We start from the raw sequence: 20,996 nt of genomic DNA, 5'->3' as shown, positions 1-20,996 counted from the left end.
ATTGGTTGAATCAGCTTTTTTCTAATATCTGCCTCAGCATTCCCGCGAAATAACACGCCATGAGGTAAAATTATTGCTCCTTTACCGTGAGGTTTTAAGGAAGCAACTAAATGTAATAAAAAAGCGTAATCACCATTTTTAATCGGCGGAATTCCATAACCATCAAATCGGTTAAATTCGTCTTTTTCTGGATTAAAACCCGTACTCCAAGCTTTCACAGAAAAGGGAGGATTAGAAACTGCAAAATCAAAGGTTTTTAAACCACCTTGATCATCTTTAAAATGGGGAGTTGATAAAGTATTATCTTGCTCAATTTCCGAAGTAGGATGTCCATGTAAAATCATATTCATCCGGGCTAATGCGTAAGTTGCATTATCCATTTCTTGCCCGTAAATGGTAATTTTTACATCAGTTTCATCTGCGGCTTTTAATAATAACGAACCACTCCCACAGGTAGGATCATAAATAGTTTGTTCTTGACTGGTTGCGGTGTTAATTCCTATCACCTTAGCAATAACGCGAGAGACTTCCGCAGGAGTGTAAAATTGTCCTTTGCTTTTACCCGACTGGGTGGCAAAATTCCGCATTAAATACTCATAAGCATCGCCTAATATATCATCTCCATCGGCGCGGTTTTTACTAAAGTTTAAAGCCGGGGTTTCAAAAATAGCCACCAGGTTAGAAAGCCTATCTTGCATTTCCTTACCTTTCCCCAACTTATCCGCATCATTAAAATCGGCATCATTAAAGATATTACCCAAGTCGTTAGCCGTAGCTAGATTGGTAATAATTTTATTGATTTCTGCCCCTATATTCGGCTTGCCTTTTAAATTAACAATATCCTGAAAACTCCCACCTTCAGGGACTTCTATAGTGGCATCTTCCACACCTGCATATCTATCAGAAACGTATTTAACAAATAATAAAACCAATACATAATTTTTATACTGAGAGGCATCCATACCTCCCCGCAATTCATCACAGCTTTTCCATAAAGAACTATAAAGTTCACTTTTCTTAATTGCCATTTTGTGTAGTAGCCTTTACGCATCCCTGGATTAATTTTACCTTGGTGAACTCTATAATATCCTTAACTATGTCAGACATCCCTTGAGCCTTAAATTAGAATAGTGCGTCAATCCAACTTTATGAAAATACTTATCCTCAATGCCGGTTCTAGCAGCCAAAAGAGTTGTCTGTATGATATTACAGCCCCCATTCCTACCCTAGCACCTCAACCCCTATGGGAAGGGAAAATCAACTGGACTCAAGACCAAAATCAGGCAGAAATTACAGTTAAAACGGCGACAGGTGCAAAACTGCAAGAAACCATTGCGGGTGATTCACGACAGGTACAATTTGCTTATCTGCTATCTACCCTCACAGAAGGTAAAACCAAGGTAATTGATGATTTATCAGTAATAAATGTTGTCGGACATCGAGTAGTCCATGGTGGTCAAGATTACCGAGATGCTGTGATAATTACGGAAGATGTTAAACAGGCGATCGCTCGTTTATGTAATCTCGCACCAGCACACAATCCAGCCGCTTTGGCAGGGATAGAAGCCATTGAAAAAAGTTTAGGAAATATCCCCCAAGTCGCAGTTTTTGATACAGGATTTCACAGCACATTACCCGATGCCGCCGCTATTTATCCCATCCCATACCAATTAGCCGAAGCAGGTATTCGCCGCTATGGATTTCATGGCATCAGTCATCAATATTGTGCTAGTAAGGCAGCGGAAATTCTCGGACAAAATTTATCATCTCTGCGGTTAATTACTTGTCATTTAGGTAACGGTTGTTCCTTAGCCGCTATTAAAAATGGTTGCAGTATTGATACAACTATGGGATTTACGCCTCTTGATGGTTTAATGATGGGTAGCCGTAGCGGTGCAGTTGATCCAGGGATTTTAATTTATCTATTGCAACAGTATAATTACTCTAGCGAAGAATTAGATAAAGTGTTAAATAAAGCATCTGGATTACTAGGAATTTCTGGAGTATCCAGTGATTTAAGAGAGGTGATAGCCGCAAAAGAGCAAGGTAATCAACGCGCCCAACTAGCTTGGGATATATACGTACACCGTTTACGGGCTGGTATCGGGGCAATGCTGGCTAGTTTAGCAGGTTTAGATGTTTTAGTCTTTACCGCCGGCGTAGGCGAAAAATCCGCAGCAATTCGTGAAGCTGCTTGTGAAAGTTTGGGATTTTTGGGGCTGAAAATTGACTTTGAGAAAAATCAGCAACAACCTATTGATGTTGATATTGCTACATCTAATTCAACTGTACGAGTTTTAGTTATAGAAACCCAAGAAGATTGGGCGATAGCAAAGCTCGCCGCAGGCATCGCGCAACAATGTTACAAATTGCTGCAACAATAGAAATGAGGATATGCCCTCATTTTTAATTTTTAATTATCAATTTTTAATTACTAAAAGTATGTTTTTATCTCGTGAAGCTATTACCACACCTTTAGTTGCTTGCTTGTGTATTATCAGCATTAGCTTAATGCAAATCCCGAAACTGCAAAAACTATTAATTAGTAAACAATCAATCCCCGTCGAAACCCTAGAAAAAGACCAGAAAAAAGAAAGTCTGCGCTTGAACTTACTCCAGAATATCCCTAGTTTTAGTTATGACAACTTAATTGCCAATTGGGTATATATTGATTTTTTACAATTCTTTGGCGATGATGAAGCCAGAGATCAAACCGGATATAGTCTTAGCCCAGAATACTTTGAAGTTATTTTAGGACGAGATCCACGTTTTTTAGAAGCTTATCTAGGACTTTCAGTAAGTAGCTCTTTATACGCTGGAATGCCCGAAAGATCAATAGCTTTGATGGACAAAGGATTAAAATCCCTATCTCCACAATTACCACAAAAATCTTATTATATATGGCGTTATAAAGGCACAGATGAGTTATTATTTTTAGGTGATGCTCAAGCAGCACAAACATCTTTTCTCAAAGCTGCTGAATGGGCAAATACTTACAGTGATGAAGAAAGTAAACAAGTAGCATTAATTTCTCAAAAAACCGCTGAATTTTTAAGTAAAAATCCTGATAGCAAATCAGCGCGAGTGGCTACATGGACTATGGTATTGAATAATAAAGTTGATGAAAAAACTCGCAAACGCGCAATTAAAGAGATTGAAGCCTTGGGAGGAATAGTAGAAACTAATCCCGACGGTACAAATAGCATTAAGTTACCACCAAAAGATTAATGGTGATTTGTCAGTCGTCAGTCGTCAGTCGTCAGTTGTCAGTTGCAAAAGAATATTTTTCTCCTCTACTCCCTGCCCCCTGCTCCCTGCCCCCTGCCCCCTGCTCCCCTGCCCCCTGCCTCTTCTCTGTAACCTGTAACCTGTAACCTGTAACCTTCCCCCTTCCCCCTGACTTCTGTTCTAGAATCGTTACAATAGAACTCCTACTATCCTCAAATTTTAGACCTGTGGAGAGTGGGAGATAATTTTTATCATGACAAGAGGATAATTTTGAGATATCTTAAAATAAGTTAACATAATTATCATAATGTCCTCTTCCCCAGAGAAGTTACGTATAAGCACAAAAAAATACAGGAGAACAAACATCGGTGAATAATAAAAGATGGAGAAATACGGGGCTGTATGCGCTCCTTTTTATAGTTGTCATTGCTCTAGGAACAGCATTTTTTGACAAACAACCTCAAACCAGAGAAACATGGCGCTACAGTCAGTTTATCCAAGAAGTTGAACAGGGTAAAGTTGAGAGAGTCAGTTTGAGTTCCGACCGGTCTACAGCACTGGTAACACCCAAATATGATGCCAACAAAAAAATCGTTACCTTAGTTAACGACCCAGATTTAATCAATACCCTCACCGCTAAAGGTGTTGATATTTCCGTATTACCTCAAGCCGACGAAGGATTTTGGTTTAAAGCTCTCAGCAGCTTATTCTTCCCTGCGTTGCTGCTAGTTGGTTTATTTTTCCTTCTCCGTCGCGCTCAAAGTGGTCCTGGTAGCCAAGCCATGAACTTTGGTAAATCTAAAGCCAGAGTGCAAATGGAACCCCAAACTCAAGTTACATTTGGGGACGTTGCAGGTATTGACCAAGCTAAATTAGAACTAAATGAAGTTGTAGACTTTTTGAAAAATGCCGATCGCTTTACCGCTATTGGTGCAAAAATTCCTAAAGGTGTACTTTTAGTTGGACCTCCAGGTACAGGTAAAACCCTCCTCGCGCGGGCTGTAGCTGGTGAAGCTGGTGTTCCTTTCTTCTCAATTTCCGGTTCTGAATTTGTGGAAATGTTCGTTGGTGTGGGTGCTTCCCGCGTCCGCGATTTATTTGAACAAGCGAAAACCAACGCTCCTTGTATCGTCTTTATTGATGAAATTGACGCAGTGGGTCGTCAACGGGGTGCTGGTTTGGGTGGTGGTAACGACGAACGGGAACAAACCCTCAACCAGTTGCTGACGGAAATGGACGGCTTTGAAGGTAACACCGGCATTATTATTATTGCTGCTACCAACCGTCCTGATGTCCTAGACGCTGCTTTATTACGTCCTGGTCGTTTTGACCGTCAAGTAGTCGTAGACCGTCCTGACTACGCTGGAAGAAGCGAAATATTGAGAGTTCACGCCCGTGGTAAGACTTTATCTAAAGATGTAGATTTGGATAAAATCGCGCGTCGGACTCCTGGTTTTACCGGTGCAGATTTATCTAACTTACTCAACGAAGCGGCAATTTTAGCAGCGCGTCGGAATTTAACCGAAATTTCGATGGATGAAATTAATGATGCAATTGATCGTGTATTAGCCGGTCCTGAAAAGAAAGATCGGGTAATGAGCGAAAAGCGCAAAACTTTGGTTGCATACCATGAAGCAGGTCACGCTTTAGTTGGGGCTTTAATGCCTGACTATGACCCTGTACAAAAGATTAGCATTATTCCTCGTGGTCGCGCTGGTGGTTTAACTTGGTTTACTCCTAGCGAAGACCGCATGGATACTGGTTTATACAGCCGTGCTTATTTGGAAAATCAGATGGCTGTGGCTTTAGGTGGTCGTCTCGCTGAAGAAATCATCTTTGGTGAAGAGGAAGTGACTACAGGTGCTTCTAACGATTTACAACAAGTCGCCAGAGTAGCTAAACAAATGATAACTCGGTTTGGGATGAGCGATCGCTTGGGTCCAGTTGCCCTTGGTCGTCAACAAGGAAATATGTTCCTTGGTCGAGATATTATGTCAGAACGTGACTTTTCTGAAGAAACCGCTGCTGCTATTGATGAAGAAGTTCGTAAGTTAGTTGATACTGCTTATATTCGAGCTAAAGAAGTGTTAGTCAATAACCGCAAGGTATTAGATGAAATTGCTCAAATGCTGATTGAAAAAGAAACCGTAGACGCTGAAGAATTACAAGAAATTCTTGGTAATAACGATGTGAAAATGGCAGCTTTCGCGTAATTTTTCTTAAATATGGCTTGCTGAATTAAACACAAAAGCAATACCATATTTTACCAAATTAAAGCCTGAAATCTTTGCTATGCAATCTTTTCAGGCTTTACTTTCTTTAAATTTTTAATTCTTACTTTTGCTTTAATATTTGTGGAATGTAGGATTAAACTTCCACCTCTAATTTCACTTCTAAATTCTCAGTTATCCCTTGGAACAGTTCCAATGCTGTACTACGTTTTAATTTAGCAGGGTCTTGAATTTTGTTTTGGGATTTACGGAAGATAACGCCCAAAAGTCCTTTTTCTTTGCTGTCATTGCGACCGAAGGGAAGCAATCGCAAAATCTCTCGGTATGACGTATGACTTAGAAGAGTTTTTGAATTTGTCATTGCGACCGAAGGGAAGCAATCGCTAAATCTCTCGGTATGACGTATGACTTAGAAGAGTTTTTGAATTTGTCATTGCGACCGAAGGGAAGCAATCGCTAAATCTCTTAGTGAAGATGAGATTGCTTCACTCCACTTCGTTCCGTTCGCAATGACATACCATTATCATTACAATAAACTTTCATACAAGTCTCGCCATTCTTGATTAATGCTATTAATCAAATCAATTTTCTTTTGTCTAGAACCAGCTTTAATTTGTTTTTCTCTAGCAATAGCACTGGTAGCATCTGTAAAAATGTCGTAATAAACTAATTTATTAACATTATATTTTTTCGTAAATCCTTCTATTAATTTTTCTTTGTGTTCATAAACTCTTCTTATCAGGTCATTCGTTACACCTGTGTAAAGCACTTTATTATGGTTATTTGTCATGATATAAATGTAAAACTGCTTATTCATTGGTATAAATAAATTTAAGGTTTCATTCCAGTAGGGTTCAATGAGTGACTCCTAAATATGTATGGCGTTATTTACCGTTCAAAAAAGTTGTAGGTTAGGTTTGATTTTGTTCTACCCAACCTACTCATTACTAGAAATTACTAAAATTAGTAATTGCTTCTGTGATCTTATTCACAACTTCATCTACAGTTATTACTCCCAACTCCCCGGAAGCACGAGTACGGATACTTAAGCTGTTGGCTTCTACTTCCTTCGCACCAACCACCGCCATTACAGGTATTTTATCCTTTTCGGCGTTGCGAATCAACTTACCCAGGCGATCGCCACTCGTATCTACTTCCGCACGAATTCCCAACGCAACCATCTTCGCTGCTACCTCTTTAGTAAAATCTAACTGAAGATCACCCACAGGTAATAACCTGATTTGCACAGGCGCTAACCACAAGGGAAAATCACCCGCGTACTCTTCAATCAAAATCCCAATTAACCGTTCCAAAGAACCAAAGGGGGCGCGGTGAAGCATTACCGGACGTTGACGCGAACCATCTTCAGCCACATATTCTAAATCAAACCGCTCCGGTAAATTATAATCTACCTGCACAGTTCCCAATTGCCATTCCCGTTCCAAAGCATCACTAAAGATAAAATCAAGTTTTGGACCATAGAATGCCGCTTCCCCAATCCCTTCAAAATAATCCATTCCCAATTGTTCTACAGCGCGACGAATCGCCCCTTCAGCTTTATCCCAAGCTTCATCAGAACCGATATACTTATCACTGCTTGGATCACGAAAACTCAGTCTGGCTTTAAAATTCTTCAGTTGCAGACTTCCAAATACTGACAAAATCAAATCTACAACATTCAGAAATTCGCTGTCTAGTTGTTCGGGAGTCACAAATAAGTGAGAATCATCAACAGTAAAACCGCGCACTCTTGTTAAACCACCCAGTTCCCCAGATTGTTCATAACGGTAAACTGTACCAAATTCCGCTAACCGCATCGGTAATTCCCGATAAGAGCGTAATTCACTCTTGTATATTTGGATATGGAAAGGGCAGTTCATTGGCTTGAGAACAAAACCCTGTTCTATCGCTCTTGCTTCCTCATCTTCAGCCATTAAAGGAAACATATCTTCCTTGTATTTCTGCCAGTGTCCAGATGTTTTAAATAAATCTACTCTGGCAATGTGGGGAGTAACTACAGGTAAATAACCCCGTTTTAATTGTTCTTTTTTGAGGAAGTCTTCTAAAATCGTTCTTAATAAAGTCCCTTTCGGAGTCCACAAGGGTAAACCAGGACCGACTAAATCGGAAAAGATAAATAATCCTAGTTCCTTACCCAGTTTACGATGGTCACGGCGCAGGGCTTCTTGTTTCCGGCGTTTGTACTCAGCTAGTTGTTCGGGAGTTTCCCAAGCTGTGGCGTAAATGCGCTGTAACTGAGCTTTCTTTTCATCACCCCGCCAATAAGCACCAGCTACGCTTTCTAATTCTAGGGCTTTGGGGTTAATTTCACTGGTATTTTCGAGGTGAGGCCCAGCGCACAAATCCCACCATTGATCTCCCAAATGGTAAATTGTGATGGGTTCTTGTTTGATATCTTCGAGAATTTCTAGTTTATAGGGTTCTTTAATGGCTTCTATGCGGCGTTGTGCTTCTTCGCGGCTGACTTCTTCGCGAATTAATGGCAATTTGCGATTAATAATCTTCAGCATTTCTTTTTGAATGGTTTTCAAATCCTTATCGCTGAAGGGTTCTGGACTGTCAAAGTCATAATAAAACCCATTTTCAATCCAAGGACCAATTGTGACTTGCGCCTTGGGAAACAGCTTTTGTACTGCCATTGCCATGATATGGGAAGCTGTGTGACGAATCTTTTTTAATGTTTCTGATTCGCTGGTACGGGGTAAATAAATTTTTTCGGCTGGTTGGGTTTCTTGATTTGGCGACATCGGCTGTTAAAATTTTGGCGAAGTGTTAAAAATAAAGTTGACAAAAAATATCTTTACAAAATAAATAATAGTCCACTGGCTATAGTTTCTCCTAATTTAGCCCAACCATGGGCTTCTGGCAAAAGTCTATGAGCAGAATTTTAACCGCAGATAAACGCAGATAAACGCTGATGATTTTTCTGTCATATCTATCAATTTCTCAATCCTCGCACTTCCAGGGCGAGGTAATTGTCAATTGTCAATTTTTAAATTATGCCTTTAGACATATTCAGGCTTACTCCCAAGGATCTTTACAAAACTATTGCCAAATTTATATAATTGTGCTTTGTATCTCAAGTCACAGATTCTTAACTTTTTTCATCTAAAAACTTATGAAGTGATTGTTAAGAATCGTAAATAACGTTAATATTAAAAGGAAATTAGGAAATATGCTTCTCATATATGGGGGACTCGAATCTACCAAGTGCTGATTTACTGAAAGTAGTCTTAGAGCCGTTGCTAGAGGATTTTCAATATTGGTTTGGGCGATACCGTCAAATCCTGGAAAATGAGAAAATCCAATTTATGAGTGAAGAAAAGCAGTTTGACTTACTAAAACGAGTCAAAGATGCACAAGATGAACTCAATGCGGCCAAGATGTTGTTTACAGCAACTGATCAAAAAGTCGGAATTGATATGGCAACTGTAATGCCTTGGCATCAGTTAGTTACAGAATGTTGGAGTGTGGGAATGCGTTTAGGTCAGTCAAAGGAATTATGAACCCCGTGACAAAATCTAAATAAATTAGAAATCGTAAAGATATTAGACGATTCTTAACATTGTTTTCATAAAAAAATAATGTGTCTCATGTTACCTTAATCTGAATATAAGGATTGCATCATATAACATACGCGCAAAAGTAAATAATTTTACATCTACTTCTTCCGTAAACCAATAATTTACGGAGTTTGAAGTTTTACGAGATAACATTTTAACCCTTGCTGTTTTGGAGGAAAATTCCATGCTACACCTACTATATATTTTAGCTTTCACCATTCTTGCATTTATAGCTGTTGGTAATTTAATTCGGAATCTGATCATGTTCAGTTTTGATAGGGAACGAACTTATCCCACTAACCAATCCTCACTTAGTAATAAAGGTGGATTTGGTTATTATGCAGCTAGAAAGCAGTATGTACCCCATCCTGAATTGTTAGACAGCGCAGGTAATGTGATTAAAGAACCTCTGTTGGTAATGCGTTCAATTAATGTTGAAGATGCACGGGAACAGTTAGATGCTCTTTATGAATCTTCTCCTGGTCAAAAAATTGAACGTCCAGAAGGCGCTTAATTTACACTTTTTATGATTCGGAATATTGTAAGGGGTTTAGCAATGTGCTTGACCCCTTATTATTGTGTTTATTCATCTTTTTAAAGATGATTGATGATTAATTTTCTCAGAATCAGGATATCCACCGATTAAAGGATTTACAGCATTGACATTGACAATATTTTTTAATTCTTAATCCCACCAATAAGCAATAACTACACCATCTCGCTGTTCCCAAAACGACTCACTTTCTAAACCCCCTTGTAACCTAATTTGTAACCTGCGCTGAAGTCGCAAACCATACTCTTCATTATTACCATCTGTAATATCAACTGAGTCTGCACGCCACTTCTTACCCAACTCTAAAAGCGGAGAAACTATAGTATCTTGGTTTTCTGTCAAAATGTAGAGAGTATCCCCAGGATAAGCGACAAAATGAATTATACTTGATTCTGGCATGGGGCGATAATTTGCCATTGCTAATAATGTATCTACCAAACCACCAAAACTTAAACCATTTTCATCTGGGGCAAAAATTGGTTTTGTAAACAGAAAACTCGCCCATAAATGAGAATTTTGACTAAGATCCTTGATAACCTCCTCTCCATTAAACTGATTAAAGCGACGTTGCCATACCAAAGCTGCAAAAAGTTCCTGGGGACTATATTCTTGAGCTAGGGTTTGAATTTTGGTGAGGTTTAACATAGAGAATTAATTACAGTTTGACTAAATAGGTCTATTCTCTCGACCGTGATAGATTCGTAAAATAATCACATCATCTTCAAGAATAACGTAGTGAATTATAAAACCGTATTTACCAAAAGATACTAAAAGTTTTCGTAATCCTGCTATTTCATCCACAATTGCACCACGTCGCGGATTTTGTTGTAGACTTTCACCCGAAGAAACTATTGCTTGTACTGCGCGTGCTGCTGCATCAGGATTATTAAGTGATATAAAATCGTAATGCCGATTTAAGTCACTAATAGCTGTTTCTGTCCAAACTATCTCAGACATGAGTGTTATTTTTGGACTCCTAAATTATTTGCCCATTTCCGCACTTGTTCATGTTTGACTCCTGAACCTGTACGCAGGTAGCTTTCTAAAGCAGATTTACTTTGCTCAATCATTTCTGTTTCTGTAAGAGATTGAAAATTTAATTCTGTATTTATCTCTCCATATTCAAGTGATGCTGCTGTTAAATTTTCTTCTTTAGCTAATTCTGTGGCTAAAAATTGAATGGCTTTGATTTTCTCTTGATGAGATAATTTTTGCAGTGAGGGTAAAATTTCTGTTAATTTCATAGAAATATGGGTGAAAAGCTACTTACATTATACTGCGATCGCTCTTCATTCTCCAAAAAACGCTATCTCATCATTTACAAACCATACCCAAAACGTAGGGGTTTAGCATTGCTCATTGGTGTCAACTTAACGGTACAGCCTCCCAAATTTGCTTTCTGATTTGTTGTGTTTCTCGATGTCGTTTCCTGATAGCTTTGACTAAACCAAATAATTTTGCTAGTTGGACTAAATAGGTGACGATATCGGGATTCTCACCCCTTTCTACGGATTTAGCTACATAATATAAACTTCTAAAAACCATTTCTACTGATATTTTTTCTTTTGGCTGACCTAAAGCAACTGCTACGTCTGAAACTAATTGATTTAGCACCGCGTAAAAAATTAAAGTCGCTACAATCTGAATTTGTACTCCATTACTGTGTCCTACCCAAATATATGCTAATCCTAATAACCTTTTAGTTAGTAAAAATGCTTCTTCTATTTTCCATCTTCTTCGATATAATTCACAAACTTCTTCTGCTGATAATTGCTCGTCATCCACGATATTTGTTAAATAACGATGCCAAGTTTTCCCTCTATGAACTTCTAAATGTAACTGCTTTATAGAGAATTTAGAGGATAAATAGAAGATTTAACATAATTGATTATGTATTTTCTACCTATCCTGTAAATCCACATTCAGAAACTATTTACGCTTCTATTACTACTCGGAGATTCCCGCGTTTTTTGGCAACCCGACAAGCGGTAGTGCTACCAGAACGTTCAAATTCCAAATCAAGGATAGTTGCACCAACACGCAAATTGTGTAAAGATAACCGGTTGATTGATTCTGGTAAAGCCGGGTCAATAATTCGCAAACAATTATTTTGCATATCAGGAACTAAATTCACCATCATTTGCAATAGTTGAAAGATGCTACCAGTAGCCCAAGCTTGGGGAGTACAAGCAACGGGATACTGTACAGGAGCATTATCACCTGTCATTTCATAACCGCAAAACAGTTCTGGTGGGCGTTGGTAAGGTTGCTGGGAAGTCATGTTGAATAACCCTTGAAATAATTCCAAAGATTGATCAATTAAACCGAGCGATCGCAATCCCATCCCAATTAAACTATTATCATGAGGCCAAACTGAACCAACGTGATAACCCATCGGATTATAAGCTGGTGACAAACTACTTAAAGTCCTAATTCCCCAACCATTAAACATATCAGGCGCTCCCAATCTTTCCGCCACACTGTAGGCTTTTTCTGGGGTAAAGATTCCCAAAGATAAACAATGTCCTGGATTAGAGGTAATACTATCTACTTGATTTCCTTCTCCATCTAAAGCCAAAGCACAAAAATCTTGGTCTTCTATCCAAAAATCCTCATTAAAGCGAACCTGCAAAGTTCTCGCTTCTTCTAGCCAAAGTTCTGCTAAATCTAGCCGTTTTTTCATCTTCGCAATTTCGGCTAATTTGACTTTAGCAGCATAAACATAAGCTTGCACTTCACTCAAAGAAATTGCACCTGTGGCTAATTCCCCTTTGCGGTTAACAATACAATCACCAGAATCTTTCCAACCTTGATTATTTAAACCCCGTTTTGAGCGGCGATAATAGCTAAGATAGCCGGTTTTTTGCATATTCCGATCTATCCAATCCATTGCTGCTAAAGCATTTGGCCAAAGTGCTTCCAAGGTTTCTAGATCATGTGTCCAGGCGTAGTATTCAGCATACAACATTAACCACAGAGGAGTCGCATCAATTGTTCCGTAATAGGGAGTATGGGGAATTTCTTGACACCTTGCCATTTCCCCTAAACGCAATTCATGTAAAATTTTGCCTGGTTCTTCCTCTCTCCATTCATCTTCGGTTTTCCCTTGGTAGTCAGCCAAGATTGTCAAAGTTTCTTTGGCAATTTGTGGATTTAACATCAATGTTTGGGAAGCGGTAATAATAGAATCCCGGCCAAACAAAGTCGAAAACCAAGGGACACCAGCAGAAACAGTTTTATGTTTACCAAAAGATTGGCGCAACAAATACATATCTTGTTCTGCTCTTTCAATTACCCGATTGAAAAGACTTTTATCAGAACTAATGCGGGTAATTTGTTGTACCCAATTTTGTTCTTCCATCATCTCAGAAGCCTTTGCTTGTCCCAAGGTGATGGCTGCATCAACTGTAGAAGCAGGATTGTTGTTGATTAACACATTCAAACGATAGCCTAGCTTTTTGGTTTCATGAGAAGCTAATTCTATGCGCCAAACAGCAGTATAACCTTGGAAATAATCGGGTTGTCGGTGCTGGAACTGCACGCGCGATTCCATGATCGAACTGTCTAAACCTTGATAAGCTAAGGTGAGGGATTCTTCTTTTTGGTGTTGAGATTGAACATTGGGAACTGTCTCAATTTCTGAATCTGTGGGTTCTATCAGACGTAAAATTTGCCCTCGTTTTTCCCGACCAAAACCCCGAACTTCAAATAGATCCACAAAATCTGCGTCAAAGCTGAGACTCAGTTCAAAACTAATGCTGGTGGTGCTGTAGTTAGCTACTTCGATTTCTTCAAAGAGTGCGCCATTGAGGACAATTTCTCGACGAATACCGACAGTATCAGCTTTGAGTCCGTCCGTACTTTTAGAATTGGTACACAATACTGATAAAGCAAAACCTTTGTTAGCTGTGCTACTCAGTAAAACAGGCGATCGCCCATCAATTTGCAATTCTAAACGACTCAAAAACCGCGTATCACGGCAAAATAGCCCCATGCTAGAATTAGCTTCATCTAGAGAACAACTAGAAATGTTGCCAATAGTATCTGTTACTAAAAACAAATCATCATCTTTAACTGTCAACGTTGGTTGTGGTCTTTCACTGACTACACAAGGCCATTCTGGGATAGGTAAATTTTCTGCGATAGTAAAGGTTTTTCCATCTAAAACAATCTTTTCGGGGGTAATTAATGTATCCGGTGTCATTAGCCAAAGTTACCTATAAAGGTCTAATTTTACTCAGTTTGATGCGGTTAAAAAGGGAAAGTAACTAAATCTACTAAAACAATGAATTTCTCTAAATGTATACCTTATCAATTAGAAGTCAAGGCTGAAAACTGGCTATTTTTAAAGAGTTTCTGCTTGACTCAATGGACAGAGATGCTAAAGGTAGAGAATACTTAGCCAGAGATAAAATATTAGTAAAGTCCAAAGTGGCGGCTCAGGATACCCACTTCACAAAATTCTCATCAAAAATCAAGTAACAACGGAGTTTGATTTTTGACTACTGTCTCTTATATTCTACTGTATTGAGATTTCATTTACCACTATTTAGCTATCAGGAATTAAACCGGATTCCTATATTTACAAAATGACAAACCAGCACAATCTTTTGAGGATAATCTAAAATAAGGATATGAATTTGAGAAATACTAAGTTTTTAGCCACTGAGTCAGGCTTACACATTAGCCCCTGCTATGGTATTTTAGCTTTAGTAGCAATCAAAACTATATTGGAGTTCAAAAAAGAGATAAATTTTCTTCCTACTGGTAATGGGTAATGGGTAAGATGTGTTTAATGACAACTGACCATTTTTAACTTGTACAATGCAACTGTGACGTGAATCTTGTCTAGATTGGGCGTTTAACTATATTCATGAGTATTTCGACTTCCGTACTGAGTGATTTATTAAAGTCACATCCCCATCTGCGATCCCAGTTATATTTTAAGGCTTCATTAACGGCGCTCTCCCATGCAATGGAAGATCAGGTTTTAGCAGCCAACTTGAACCAACCTCTGATTATTGCTAGTTTCCAAAAAGAGCGATTCTATCGTCAAGAAGCCCATCGCTATCAACGACTTGCGGAAAAAAGTCATCAAATATACGTATTATCTGCACCAGAAACGGATTTTGCTAATAGCTCAGAATACTATGAAAAGATAGCTTTTGAGCCTGATGACGCTTTAACCCAAGAATGGCATTTAGTGGTAGTTGCTGATAACTATGCTACCTGCTTGGTATGTAGAGAAAGTCTTGGTTCTCTGTCAAAAAATAAACATATCCCCGAAATGATTCCTAGCGTGGATATGGATACAGCGCGAAGATTTGAGGGGATTTGGACATCGGAAAAAGGGGTGTGCTTAAGAGCAGCCCAATTGTTATTAGAGAGAATTCAGGTTTATAGACCAGATTTAGTCAAAAAAGTGGCTGAAGTTAAGCAGCGGCTTGGGATTGGGGAATCAATAAACAAGGTAGGAGTGAATTCTCGTCATGAGTATGCTTGCGATCTTGATACAGACCCGTTTGTACAAAGGTTGGTGACATATTTACAAGCTAGTCAGTATAAGCTGCATAAAGCCTATCGTTCTATTGCTGATCAAGCCCGGAAAGAGCGATTGGTAAATTCAATTAGTACAGCAATTAGGCGATCGCTTGATCCTCAAGAAATTCTCCAAGTTGCCGCACAAGAATTAGGTAAACATTTAGAAGCCTGTCGTTGTCTAATTTATCGCGCCCAAGCTACAGATGCTAAAGCCATAATTGAACATGAATTTTTGAATTCTCATGTCACATCTGTACTAGGGCAAAGTTGGGAGTTAGAACATAATCCTCTATTTCAACAGGTACTCAAACAATTGGAAGGGGTCTGTGTCGCTGATACCCTAGCAGATCATGATGTCAAGAAATCATCAGCCTTATCCTCAATTGTGAAGCAGTTTGGCGTGCGTTCTTGGTTAATAGAACCTGTATTATATCAAGGACGATTGTTGGGAATTGTGGAATTACATTATTGTTATTTTCCTCCCCATGAATGGCAAGCTGGAGAGTTAGACTTAGTAAAAGCGATCGCTACCCACATCGGTGCAGCACTCATTCAAGCAGAATCTTTTGCTAATTTAGAAGAACTCAACAAACAACTAGAAGCTTTAGACCGCACTCGGAGTAACTTAATTGCAATTACTGGTCACGAACTCCGCACCCCCCTTTCGACAATTCAAGTTTGTTTAGAAAGCTTGGCTACCGAACCCGATATGCCTTGGGAATTGCAACAAGTAATGCTGAGTACAGCCCTTTCCGATTCCGAACGAATGCGGAAACTGGTACAAGACTTTTTAACTCTTTCTAACTTAGAAAGTGGCAGAGTCGAATGGCATCCTGAATCTTTAGCTATTCAAGAATGTATAGATTTAGCACTCAGTCGGTTACGGACACGCTCTAGCCAAGAGAAAATACCACAAATTAAAACTAACATTCCCCAAACCTTACCTCTCGTCAGGGCTGACGGTGATTGGTTGGTTGAGGTAATAGCCAAACTTGTTGATAATGCTTGTAAATTTACTCCCTCTGCTGGAGAAATTACTATTCAAGCCATTACCAATGGTCAGGAGATGCTAGAAGTCACCGTATCTGACACAGGGCGAGGCATTGAACCAAATCGCCTAGAAATCGTTTTTGACCGCTTTTATCAAGAAGAAGGGGCATTACGCCGGACGACTGGGGGGACTGGATTGGGTTTAGCAATTTGTCGGCAAATTGTCAACGGCTGGGAAGGAAAAATTTGGGCTGATTCTACAGGTAAAGATAAAGGTAGTCAGTTTCATTTTACAATTCCTATTGTTAACAATTGACAATTGATAATTGACAATTGACAATCTTTTAAACTGTTCTCCTCTATGACTAATGACCAATCTCCCAGGCGTTTACCTAATCAACGCTGGCAAATTTGCCAGACAAGTCCAGAATTAGCTGATAAATTAGCAAATTTAACGAATATATCCCCCATTATCAGCCAATTGTTAATTAATCGGGGGATGGAAACCCCAGAAGATGCCAAGATATTTTTAGAACCCGAATCTCTAAATTTACCTTCTCCTCTCGAAGAATTCCCTGATTTAGCTGCGAGTGTGGAATTATTAGAAATGGCGATCGCCAGTAAAGAGAAGATCGCTATATGTGGAGACTATGATGCCGATGGTATGACTAGTACTGCAGTACTGCTGAGGAGTCTCCGGGCTTTGGGTGCTGATGTTGATTATGCTATCCCTAGTCGAATGCACGATGGTTATGGCATCAATAACCGGATTGTCGAAGAATTTCACGATGAAGGGGTGAAACTGATTCTCACGGTAGATAATGGCATTTCTGCTGTTGAACCAATTACTAGAGCCAGAGAACTGGGCTTAAAGGTTATTATAACAGATCATCATGATATTCCGCAAGTATTACCGCCCGCTAACGCAATTCTCAACCCGAAACTAATAGCTGAATCTTCTCCCTATCGGGGTGTAGCTGGTGTGGGTGTAGCTTATATTTTAGCGGTTTGTTTAGCACAGCAATTAGGAGAACTGAAAGGTTTAGTTCAACCGCTGTTAGCTTTATTTACATTAGGAACTATTGCCGATTTAGCACCTTTAACGGGTGTGAATCGTCGGTGGGTAAAACGGGGTTTAAAGCTATTACCAAAATCTACTTTACCAGGAATACAAGCATTAATTCAAATTGCGGGAGTTCAAGCTAGTGAAGGAGAAAAACCCCAAAATCCCAAATCGTTAAAACCGGAAGATATTGGTTTTCGATTAGGTCCACGAATTAATGCTATAGGGAGAATAGGTGATCCACAAATTGTCATTGATTTGCTGACAACTGATGATTTTGGAGTAGCACTAGCTAAAGCTATTCAGTGTGAACAAACTAATACTCAACGTCAGCAAATGTGTGAGGAAATTGAAAAAGAGGCGATCGCTATTGTTGAAGATTTATATATAAACTCTTTACAAAAAGACCGCGTATTAGTTGTTATCAAAGATAATTGGCATCATGGTGTCATTGGTATTGTTGCTTCTCGCTTACTAGAACGTTACGGTGTTCCTGTTTTTATTGGTACTTATGAACAGGAAACCATAATTCGGGGTTCAGCGCGGGGAATTCCTGAATTTCATGTATTTGCAGCTTTAGATGCTAGTCGGGATTTACTGGGTAAATTTGGGGGACACAAAGCTGCGGGGGGATTTTCTTTACCAGCAGAAAATTTATCAGCTTTCCGGTTGCGGTTATCTGAATTTGCAAATCAGTGTTTGCAACTCCAACACCTCAAACCTCTCCTGAAAATTGATACTCAAGTGAATATTCACGACATTAATCAGGATCTTTACCAACAGTTAAATATTCTTCATCCTTGCGGAATTGATAACTCAGATCCAATCTTTTGGACTCCAAATATCCAAGTCATTGAACAGAAAATTGTTGGTAAAGGTCACATTAAATTGACTGTATCCCAAACTCTCGACAATCAGCGTCAGGAACTGAAAGGGATAGCATGGCGTTGGGGTGATTATTTCCCCTTACCATCAAGATTGGATATTGCTTACAAACTTCGGGAAAATAACTTTAATGGTAAAACTACGATTGAAATGGAGTTAGTTGGTGCAAAACTTCCAAATCACGTTGTTAACCTTTTTACCATTTCATCAAACCTATCGCGGGCTAATTTTGAATACAAACAGCGTCAATATACTTGTGGAATCTATAATAATGGTGTAAGTACAGAATTAAGAGTTAAAAACTCTGAAGGTAAAGTTTTAGTGATGCGGCCAGAAGATAAATTTGGTCTGTTAGGTTTTAACCGCGAAAATGCTGAACAGGTAAATTTATCTCAACCTGTCTATGAGGGCATTATTCAAACTGCAATTCAGGCTTTATCAACCACTGCACAGAATTAAAGATTAAAAACTTTTTTAAGCGGGGATTTAACCCCCGATTCTGAACAAATGGGTAATTGGTGATTACAAAAACCATTACCCATTACCCAATTTATAAGTTGCCGTTGCGAAATGCTAGAACGAAGATTACTATGGGACCTGAAACTACAATTAGTCCCACGCAAGTTAATTGCAAGACAACTTCCCAATTGATGTTAGCTAAAATGTCCATTTTTTCCTCCCAGTGATTTTAATGGTTTTAAAAGATTGAATAATTTAATAGCACAACCCGAAACTTATCATATCTGTCCGGGGGATCTAAAATTTAATTTACTTCACAAAATTATAGAAAAAGTCATAAATATAGCAGGTGACAGGTGACAGGTAACAGGTGACAGAGTTGAAAGTCTATTTGTGTCTAGGTTTGATCATTATTTCATGTCCTAATCATCTTGGCGGTTGCTACAAGTAGAATAGCAGGAATACTAGAGGGTGAAAAATATGGCTACTTGGCAATGTATATCTCAGTGTGGTGCTTGTTGTAACTTGACACCAGCGGATCGTCCAGATTTGGAAGAGTATCTTTCACCACCGGATTTAGAACTTTATCTCAGTATGGTGGGTGAGGGGGGATGGTGCGTAAATTATGACAATACCACACGGGAATGTAAAATCTACTCTACCCGTCCTCGTTTCTGTCGCGTGGAAGCAGAGACGTTTGAGGAGATGTATGGGATTGAACCGGAAGATGTGAACGATTTTGCGATCGCTTGCTGTCGTCAGCAAATTGAGGGGGTTTACGGCGATCGCAGTTTGGAAATTATCCGTTTTGATCAAGCTGTCGGTTTTTGATTCAGTCAGGTTGCAATTTATGACAACATTATGAGAAAATGAAAAGAATATGAAAACCACTTAGAGACAGCACTAACACCTGTGAAACTTGATACTGCACCTGTCAGCCTTGCTAACTTATCTGAAACTGAAAACCAGCTACATCAGCCTATAGTTAAGGATAATGGCAAAACCAAAGAATCTGTGTTTATGGTATTTGGGACAACCTTTATTACTATTTTTCTCGCGGAAATTGGTGATAAAACCCAACTCTCTACCCTGTTAATGAGTGCAGAATCTCATGCACCTTGGGTAGTGTTCCTTGGTTCAGCAGTAGCATTAATTACTACTAGTTTGTTGGGTGTATTATTAGGTGGTTGGATATCTACTAAACTTAGTCCAAAAACTGTTGAGAAATCAGCCGGAGTGATGTTGCTGCTAATTTCCCTGATGTTGGTTTGGGATGTGATAAAAATTGATAATTGACAATTGATAATTGACAATTCAATCTAATTTTACGTAACTAGCAACTTGGATTAAATATTGTGGATTGAGGAACTATGGACTGGCATCTTTTAGGACTGAGCTTTGTGACGGTGTTTTTGTCAGAATTGGGTGATAAAAGTCAGTTAGCAGCGATCGCTCTTTCTGGACAAGGACAATCTCGAAGGGCTATATTTTTTGGTACAGCAGGTGCTTTAGTATTAACCAGTCTTTTGGGAGCATTAGCGGGTGGTGCTGTCTCTCAATTTTTACCTACACGCATTTTAAAAGCGATCGCCGCCATCGGTTTTGCCATTCTTGCTATCCGTTTGTTATTACCCAATAGTGATGAAAATTAGACAAAAGAGAGAATGAGAAATCTATTTACAACTACTTTTGCCTTTTCTCTCTTACTTAGCTTCCCGCCAACACCAATTTAAAAGCATACCTCCTGCTACTATCTTCAAGGCTTCTAGACCGAAATAACCGCCGTGTAGTAAGTTCATTGTTGCTGGAACTGGATTACTAGGTAGGAAGCTTAAATTAGTTCCGAGAGCGCACATTTGGGGAGTTAAAAAATAAGTATCTAGTAATGCAACTGTTAACAGTAGTCCAGATAATACAATACTGCGCCAAGGCCAATTAGATTTAGTTTTGCTAATAGCCAGTACAGAAGTTAAAACTACACCAGCAGATAACAATTCTAAGCGATTAAAGTTTCCAAAAATCACATAACCTGCGGCAGAAAAATTAGCTTCGTTCATCATGCCAGCAAAATAAAGGCTAGGCATAATTACCCAATCTAAAGCTAGACTAGCACTGAGCCAAAAGCCTAGAGTTAACATCATGGCTGTTTGCCAAGTTGACCGTTTAAATTCGAGATTAGAAATAGCGTTCATAAAAATAATTGCTTTGTTGTCTTCTTAGTGTCTAACTAAGAGAATCACTTTGACAACAAATATCAACTAACTGTTACAAACAAATAAAAAAATAAACTTATAAAAGGATTTTTAGGTGAGTTTGTTAACAATTTTGAAGTTTGATTAACAAATAATTCAAAACGGTTCAACTCACTCGCCGATAATGACCAGGACTTACGCAAATTGCATATTGATAGGTCAGACATCAACAATCTGTTTATTTGCAGGATTTATACGGTCTGACATTAA

At 38.9% G+C, this 20,996-nt stretch carries 20 protein-coding genes and 1 pseudogene; 10 read left to right on the top strand and 11 right to left on the bottom strand.

What is annotated here, in order from left to right; all coding sequences use genetic code 11:
* A partial coding sequence (locus FJR04_RS22730) for a class I SAM-dependent DNA methyltransferase (protein WP_168499097.1) occupies positions 1-1,028 on the bottom strand: 1,028 nt, incomplete at its 3' end.
* Positions 1,029-1,148: 120 nt separating this feature from the next.
* Here FJR04_RS22730 and FJR04_RS22725 point away from each other — a divergent pair.
* The 3 genes from FJR04_RS22725 to ftsH3 all read left to right on the top strand — a co-directional run bounded on the left by FJR04_RS22725 (position 1,149) and on the right by ftsH3 (position 5,441).
* Positions 1,149-2,384, top strand: coding sequence for an acetate kinase (locus FJR04_RS22725; RefSeq protein ID WP_168499095.1), 1,236 nt, complete (start codon positions 1,149-1,151; stop codon positions 2,382-2,384).
* Positions 2,385-2,442: 58 nt separating this feature from the next.
* Positions 2,443-3,228 (top strand): hypothetical protein, encoded by a 786-nt coding sequence (locus FJR04_RS22720; protein WP_168499093.1) that lies wholly within the window; start codon positions 2,443-2,445, stop codon positions 3,226-3,228.
* A 368-nt stretch (positions 3,229-3,596) separates the two neighbouring features.
* Positions 3,597-5,441: an ATP-dependent zinc metalloprotease FtsH3 gene (ftsH3, locus tag FJR04_RS22715; RefSeq protein WP_168499091.1), complete on the top strand. Its 1,845-nt coding sequence runs from the start codon at positions 3,597-3,599 to the stop codon at positions 5,439-5,441.
* A 154-nt stretch (positions 5,442-5,595) separates the two neighbouring features.
* On the opposite strand, the gene FJR04_RS22710 is transcribed toward ftsH3, so the two are convergent.
* The 3 genes from FJR04_RS22710 to thrS form a co-directional block, all read right to left on the bottom strand.
* The gene (locus FJR04_RS22710) at positions 5,596-5,820 is read right to left on the bottom strand and encodes a hypothetical protein (protein WP_168499056.1); all 225 of its coding nucleotides are present in this window, start codon (positions 5,818-5,820) and stop codon (positions 5,596-5,598) included.
* A gap of 165 nt (positions 5,821-5,985) precedes the next feature.
* Positions 5,986-6,276: a GIY-YIG nuclease family protein gene (locus FJR04_RS22705; RefSeq protein ID WP_168499089.1), complete on the bottom strand. Its 291-nt coding sequence runs from the start codon at positions 6,274-6,276 to the stop codon at positions 5,986-5,988.
* A gap of 130 nt (positions 6,277-6,406) precedes the next feature.
* Positions 6,407-8,227 (bottom strand): threonine--tRNA ligase, encoded by a 1,821-nt coding sequence (gene thrS, locus FJR04_RS22700; protein ID WP_168499087.1) that lies wholly within the window; start codon positions 8,225-8,227, stop codon positions 6,407-6,409.
* A 441-nt stretch (positions 8,228-8,668) separates the two neighbouring features.
* Here thrS and FJR04_RS22695 point away from each other — a divergent pair, with 441 nt between their 5' ends.
* Together FJR04_RS22695 and FJR04_RS22690 are read left to right on the top strand one after the other, a co-directional pair.
* Positions 8,669-8,986, top strand: coding sequence for a DUF2605 domain-containing protein (locus tag FJR04_RS22695; RefSeq protein WP_168499085.1), 318 nt, complete (start codon positions 8,669-8,671; stop codon positions 8,984-8,986).
* Positions 8,987-9,227: 241 nt separating this feature from the next.
* Positions 9,228-9,557 carry a DUF2973 domain-containing protein gene (locus FJR04_RS22690; protein ID WP_168499083.1) on the top strand — a complete coding sequence of 110 codons (330 nt, stop codon included), beginning with the start codon at positions 9,228-9,230 and terminating at the stop codon, positions 9,555-9,557.
* 171 nt (positions 9,558-9,728) lie between these two features.
* On the opposite strand, the gene FJR04_RS22685 is transcribed toward FJR04_RS22690, so the two are convergent.
* The 5 genes and pseudogenes from FJR04_RS22685 to FJR04_RS22665 all read right to left on the bottom strand — a co-directional run bounded on the left by FJR04_RS22685 (position 9,729) and on the right by FJR04_RS22665 (position 13,800).
* Complete coding sequence (locus tag FJR04_RS22685; protein WP_168499081.1) at positions 9,729-10,241, bottom strand: hypothetical protein; 513 nt, start codon at positions 10,239-10,241, stop codon at positions 9,729-9,731.
* Positions 10,242-10,262: 21 nt separating this feature from the next.
* On the bottom strand, positions 10,263-10,553 hold the full coding sequence (locus tag FJR04_RS22680) for a type II toxin-antitoxin system RelE/ParE family toxin (protein ID WP_168499079.1): 291 nt from the start codon (positions 10,551-10,553) through the stop codon (positions 10,263-10,265).
* Positions 10,554-10,558: 5 nt separating this feature from the next.
* The gene (locus tag FJR04_RS22675) at positions 10,559-10,840 is read right to left on the bottom strand and encodes a hypothetical protein (RefSeq protein ID WP_168499054.1); all 282 of its coding nucleotides are present in this window, start codon (positions 10,838-10,840) and stop codon (positions 10,559-10,561) included.
* A 121-nt stretch (positions 10,841-10,961) separates the two neighbouring features.
* A pseudogene (locus tag FJR04_RS22670) lies at positions 10,962-11,414 on the bottom strand (IS4 family transposase); the annotation flags it as partial.
* Positions 11,415-11,529: 115 nt separating this feature from the next.
* Entirely contained in the window at positions 11,530-13,800 is a 2,271-nt protein-coding gene (locus FJR04_RS22665) for an amylo-alpha-1,6-glucosidase (protein ID WP_168499077.1), read from the bottom strand.
* Positions 13,801-14,469: 669 nt separating this feature from the next.
* Here FJR04_RS22665 and FJR04_RS22660 point away from each other — a divergent pair.
* Positions 14,470-16,443, top strand: coding sequence for a DICT sensory domain-containing protein (locus tag FJR04_RS22660; RefSeq protein WP_168499075.1), 1,974 nt, complete (start codon positions 14,470-14,472; stop codon positions 16,441-16,443).
* Positions 16,444-16,488: 45 nt separating this feature from the next.
* Complete coding sequence (gene recJ / locus FJR04_RS22655) at positions 16,489-18,534, top strand: single-stranded-DNA-specific exonuclease RecJ (protein ID WP_168499066.1); 2,046 nt, start codon at positions 16,489-16,491, stop codon at positions 18,532-18,534.
* A gap of 91 nt (positions 18,535-18,625) precedes the next feature.
* Here the strand turns inward: recJ and psb30 are convergent, their stop codons facing one another.
* Entirely contained in the window at positions 18,626-18,745 is a 120-nt protein-coding gene (gene psb30, locus FJR04_RS22650) for a photosystem II reaction center protein Ycf12/Psb30 (RefSeq protein WP_072033639.1), read from the bottom strand.
* A 269-nt stretch (positions 18,746-19,014) separates the two neighbouring features.
* Between psb30 and FJR04_RS22645 the strand changes: the two genes are divergently transcribed.
* The 3 genes from FJR04_RS22645 to FJR04_RS22635 all read left to right on the top strand — a co-directional run bounded on the left by FJR04_RS22645 (position 19,015) and on the right by FJR04_RS22635 (position 20,186).
* The gene (locus FJR04_RS22645) at positions 19,015-19,365 is read left to right on the top strand and encodes a YkgJ family cysteine cluster protein (protein ID WP_168499064.1); all 351 of its coding nucleotides are present in this window, start codon (positions 19,015-19,017) and stop codon (positions 19,363-19,365) included.
* Positions 19,366-19,446: 81 nt separating this feature from the next.
* Entirely contained in the window at positions 19,447-19,830 is a 384-nt protein-coding gene (locus FJR04_RS22640) for a TMEM165/GDT1 family protein (RefSeq protein WP_168499062.1), read from the top strand.
* A 74-nt stretch (positions 19,831-19,904) separates the two neighbouring features.
* Positions 19,905-20,186 carry a TMEM165/GDT1 family protein gene (locus tag FJR04_RS22635; RefSeq protein WP_168499060.1) on the top strand — a complete coding sequence of 94 codons (282 nt, stop codon included), beginning with the start codon at positions 19,905-19,907 and terminating at the stop codon, positions 20,184-20,186.
* 51 nt (positions 20,187-20,237) lie between these two features.
* On the opposite strand, the gene FJR04_RS22630 is transcribed toward FJR04_RS22635, so the two are convergent.
* The gene (locus tag FJR04_RS22630) at positions 20,238-20,726 is read right to left on the bottom strand and encodes a DUF4149 domain-containing protein (RefSeq protein ID WP_168499058.1); all 489 of its coding nucleotides are present in this window, start codon (positions 20,724-20,726) and stop codon (positions 20,238-20,240) included.
* Positions 20,727-20,996 lie beyond the last annotated feature (270 nt).

Origin of the sequence: Anabaena sp. UHCC 0204 (assembly GCF_009711975.1) — a bacterium.
In the GTDB taxonomy this organism is placed as follows: Bacteria; Cyanobacteriota; Cyanobacteriia; order Cyanobacteriales; family Nostocaceae; genus Dolichospermum.
The sequence above is the reverse complement of the archived record's forward strand: the minus strand, read 5'-3'. Positions and strand labels throughout refer to the sequence as shown.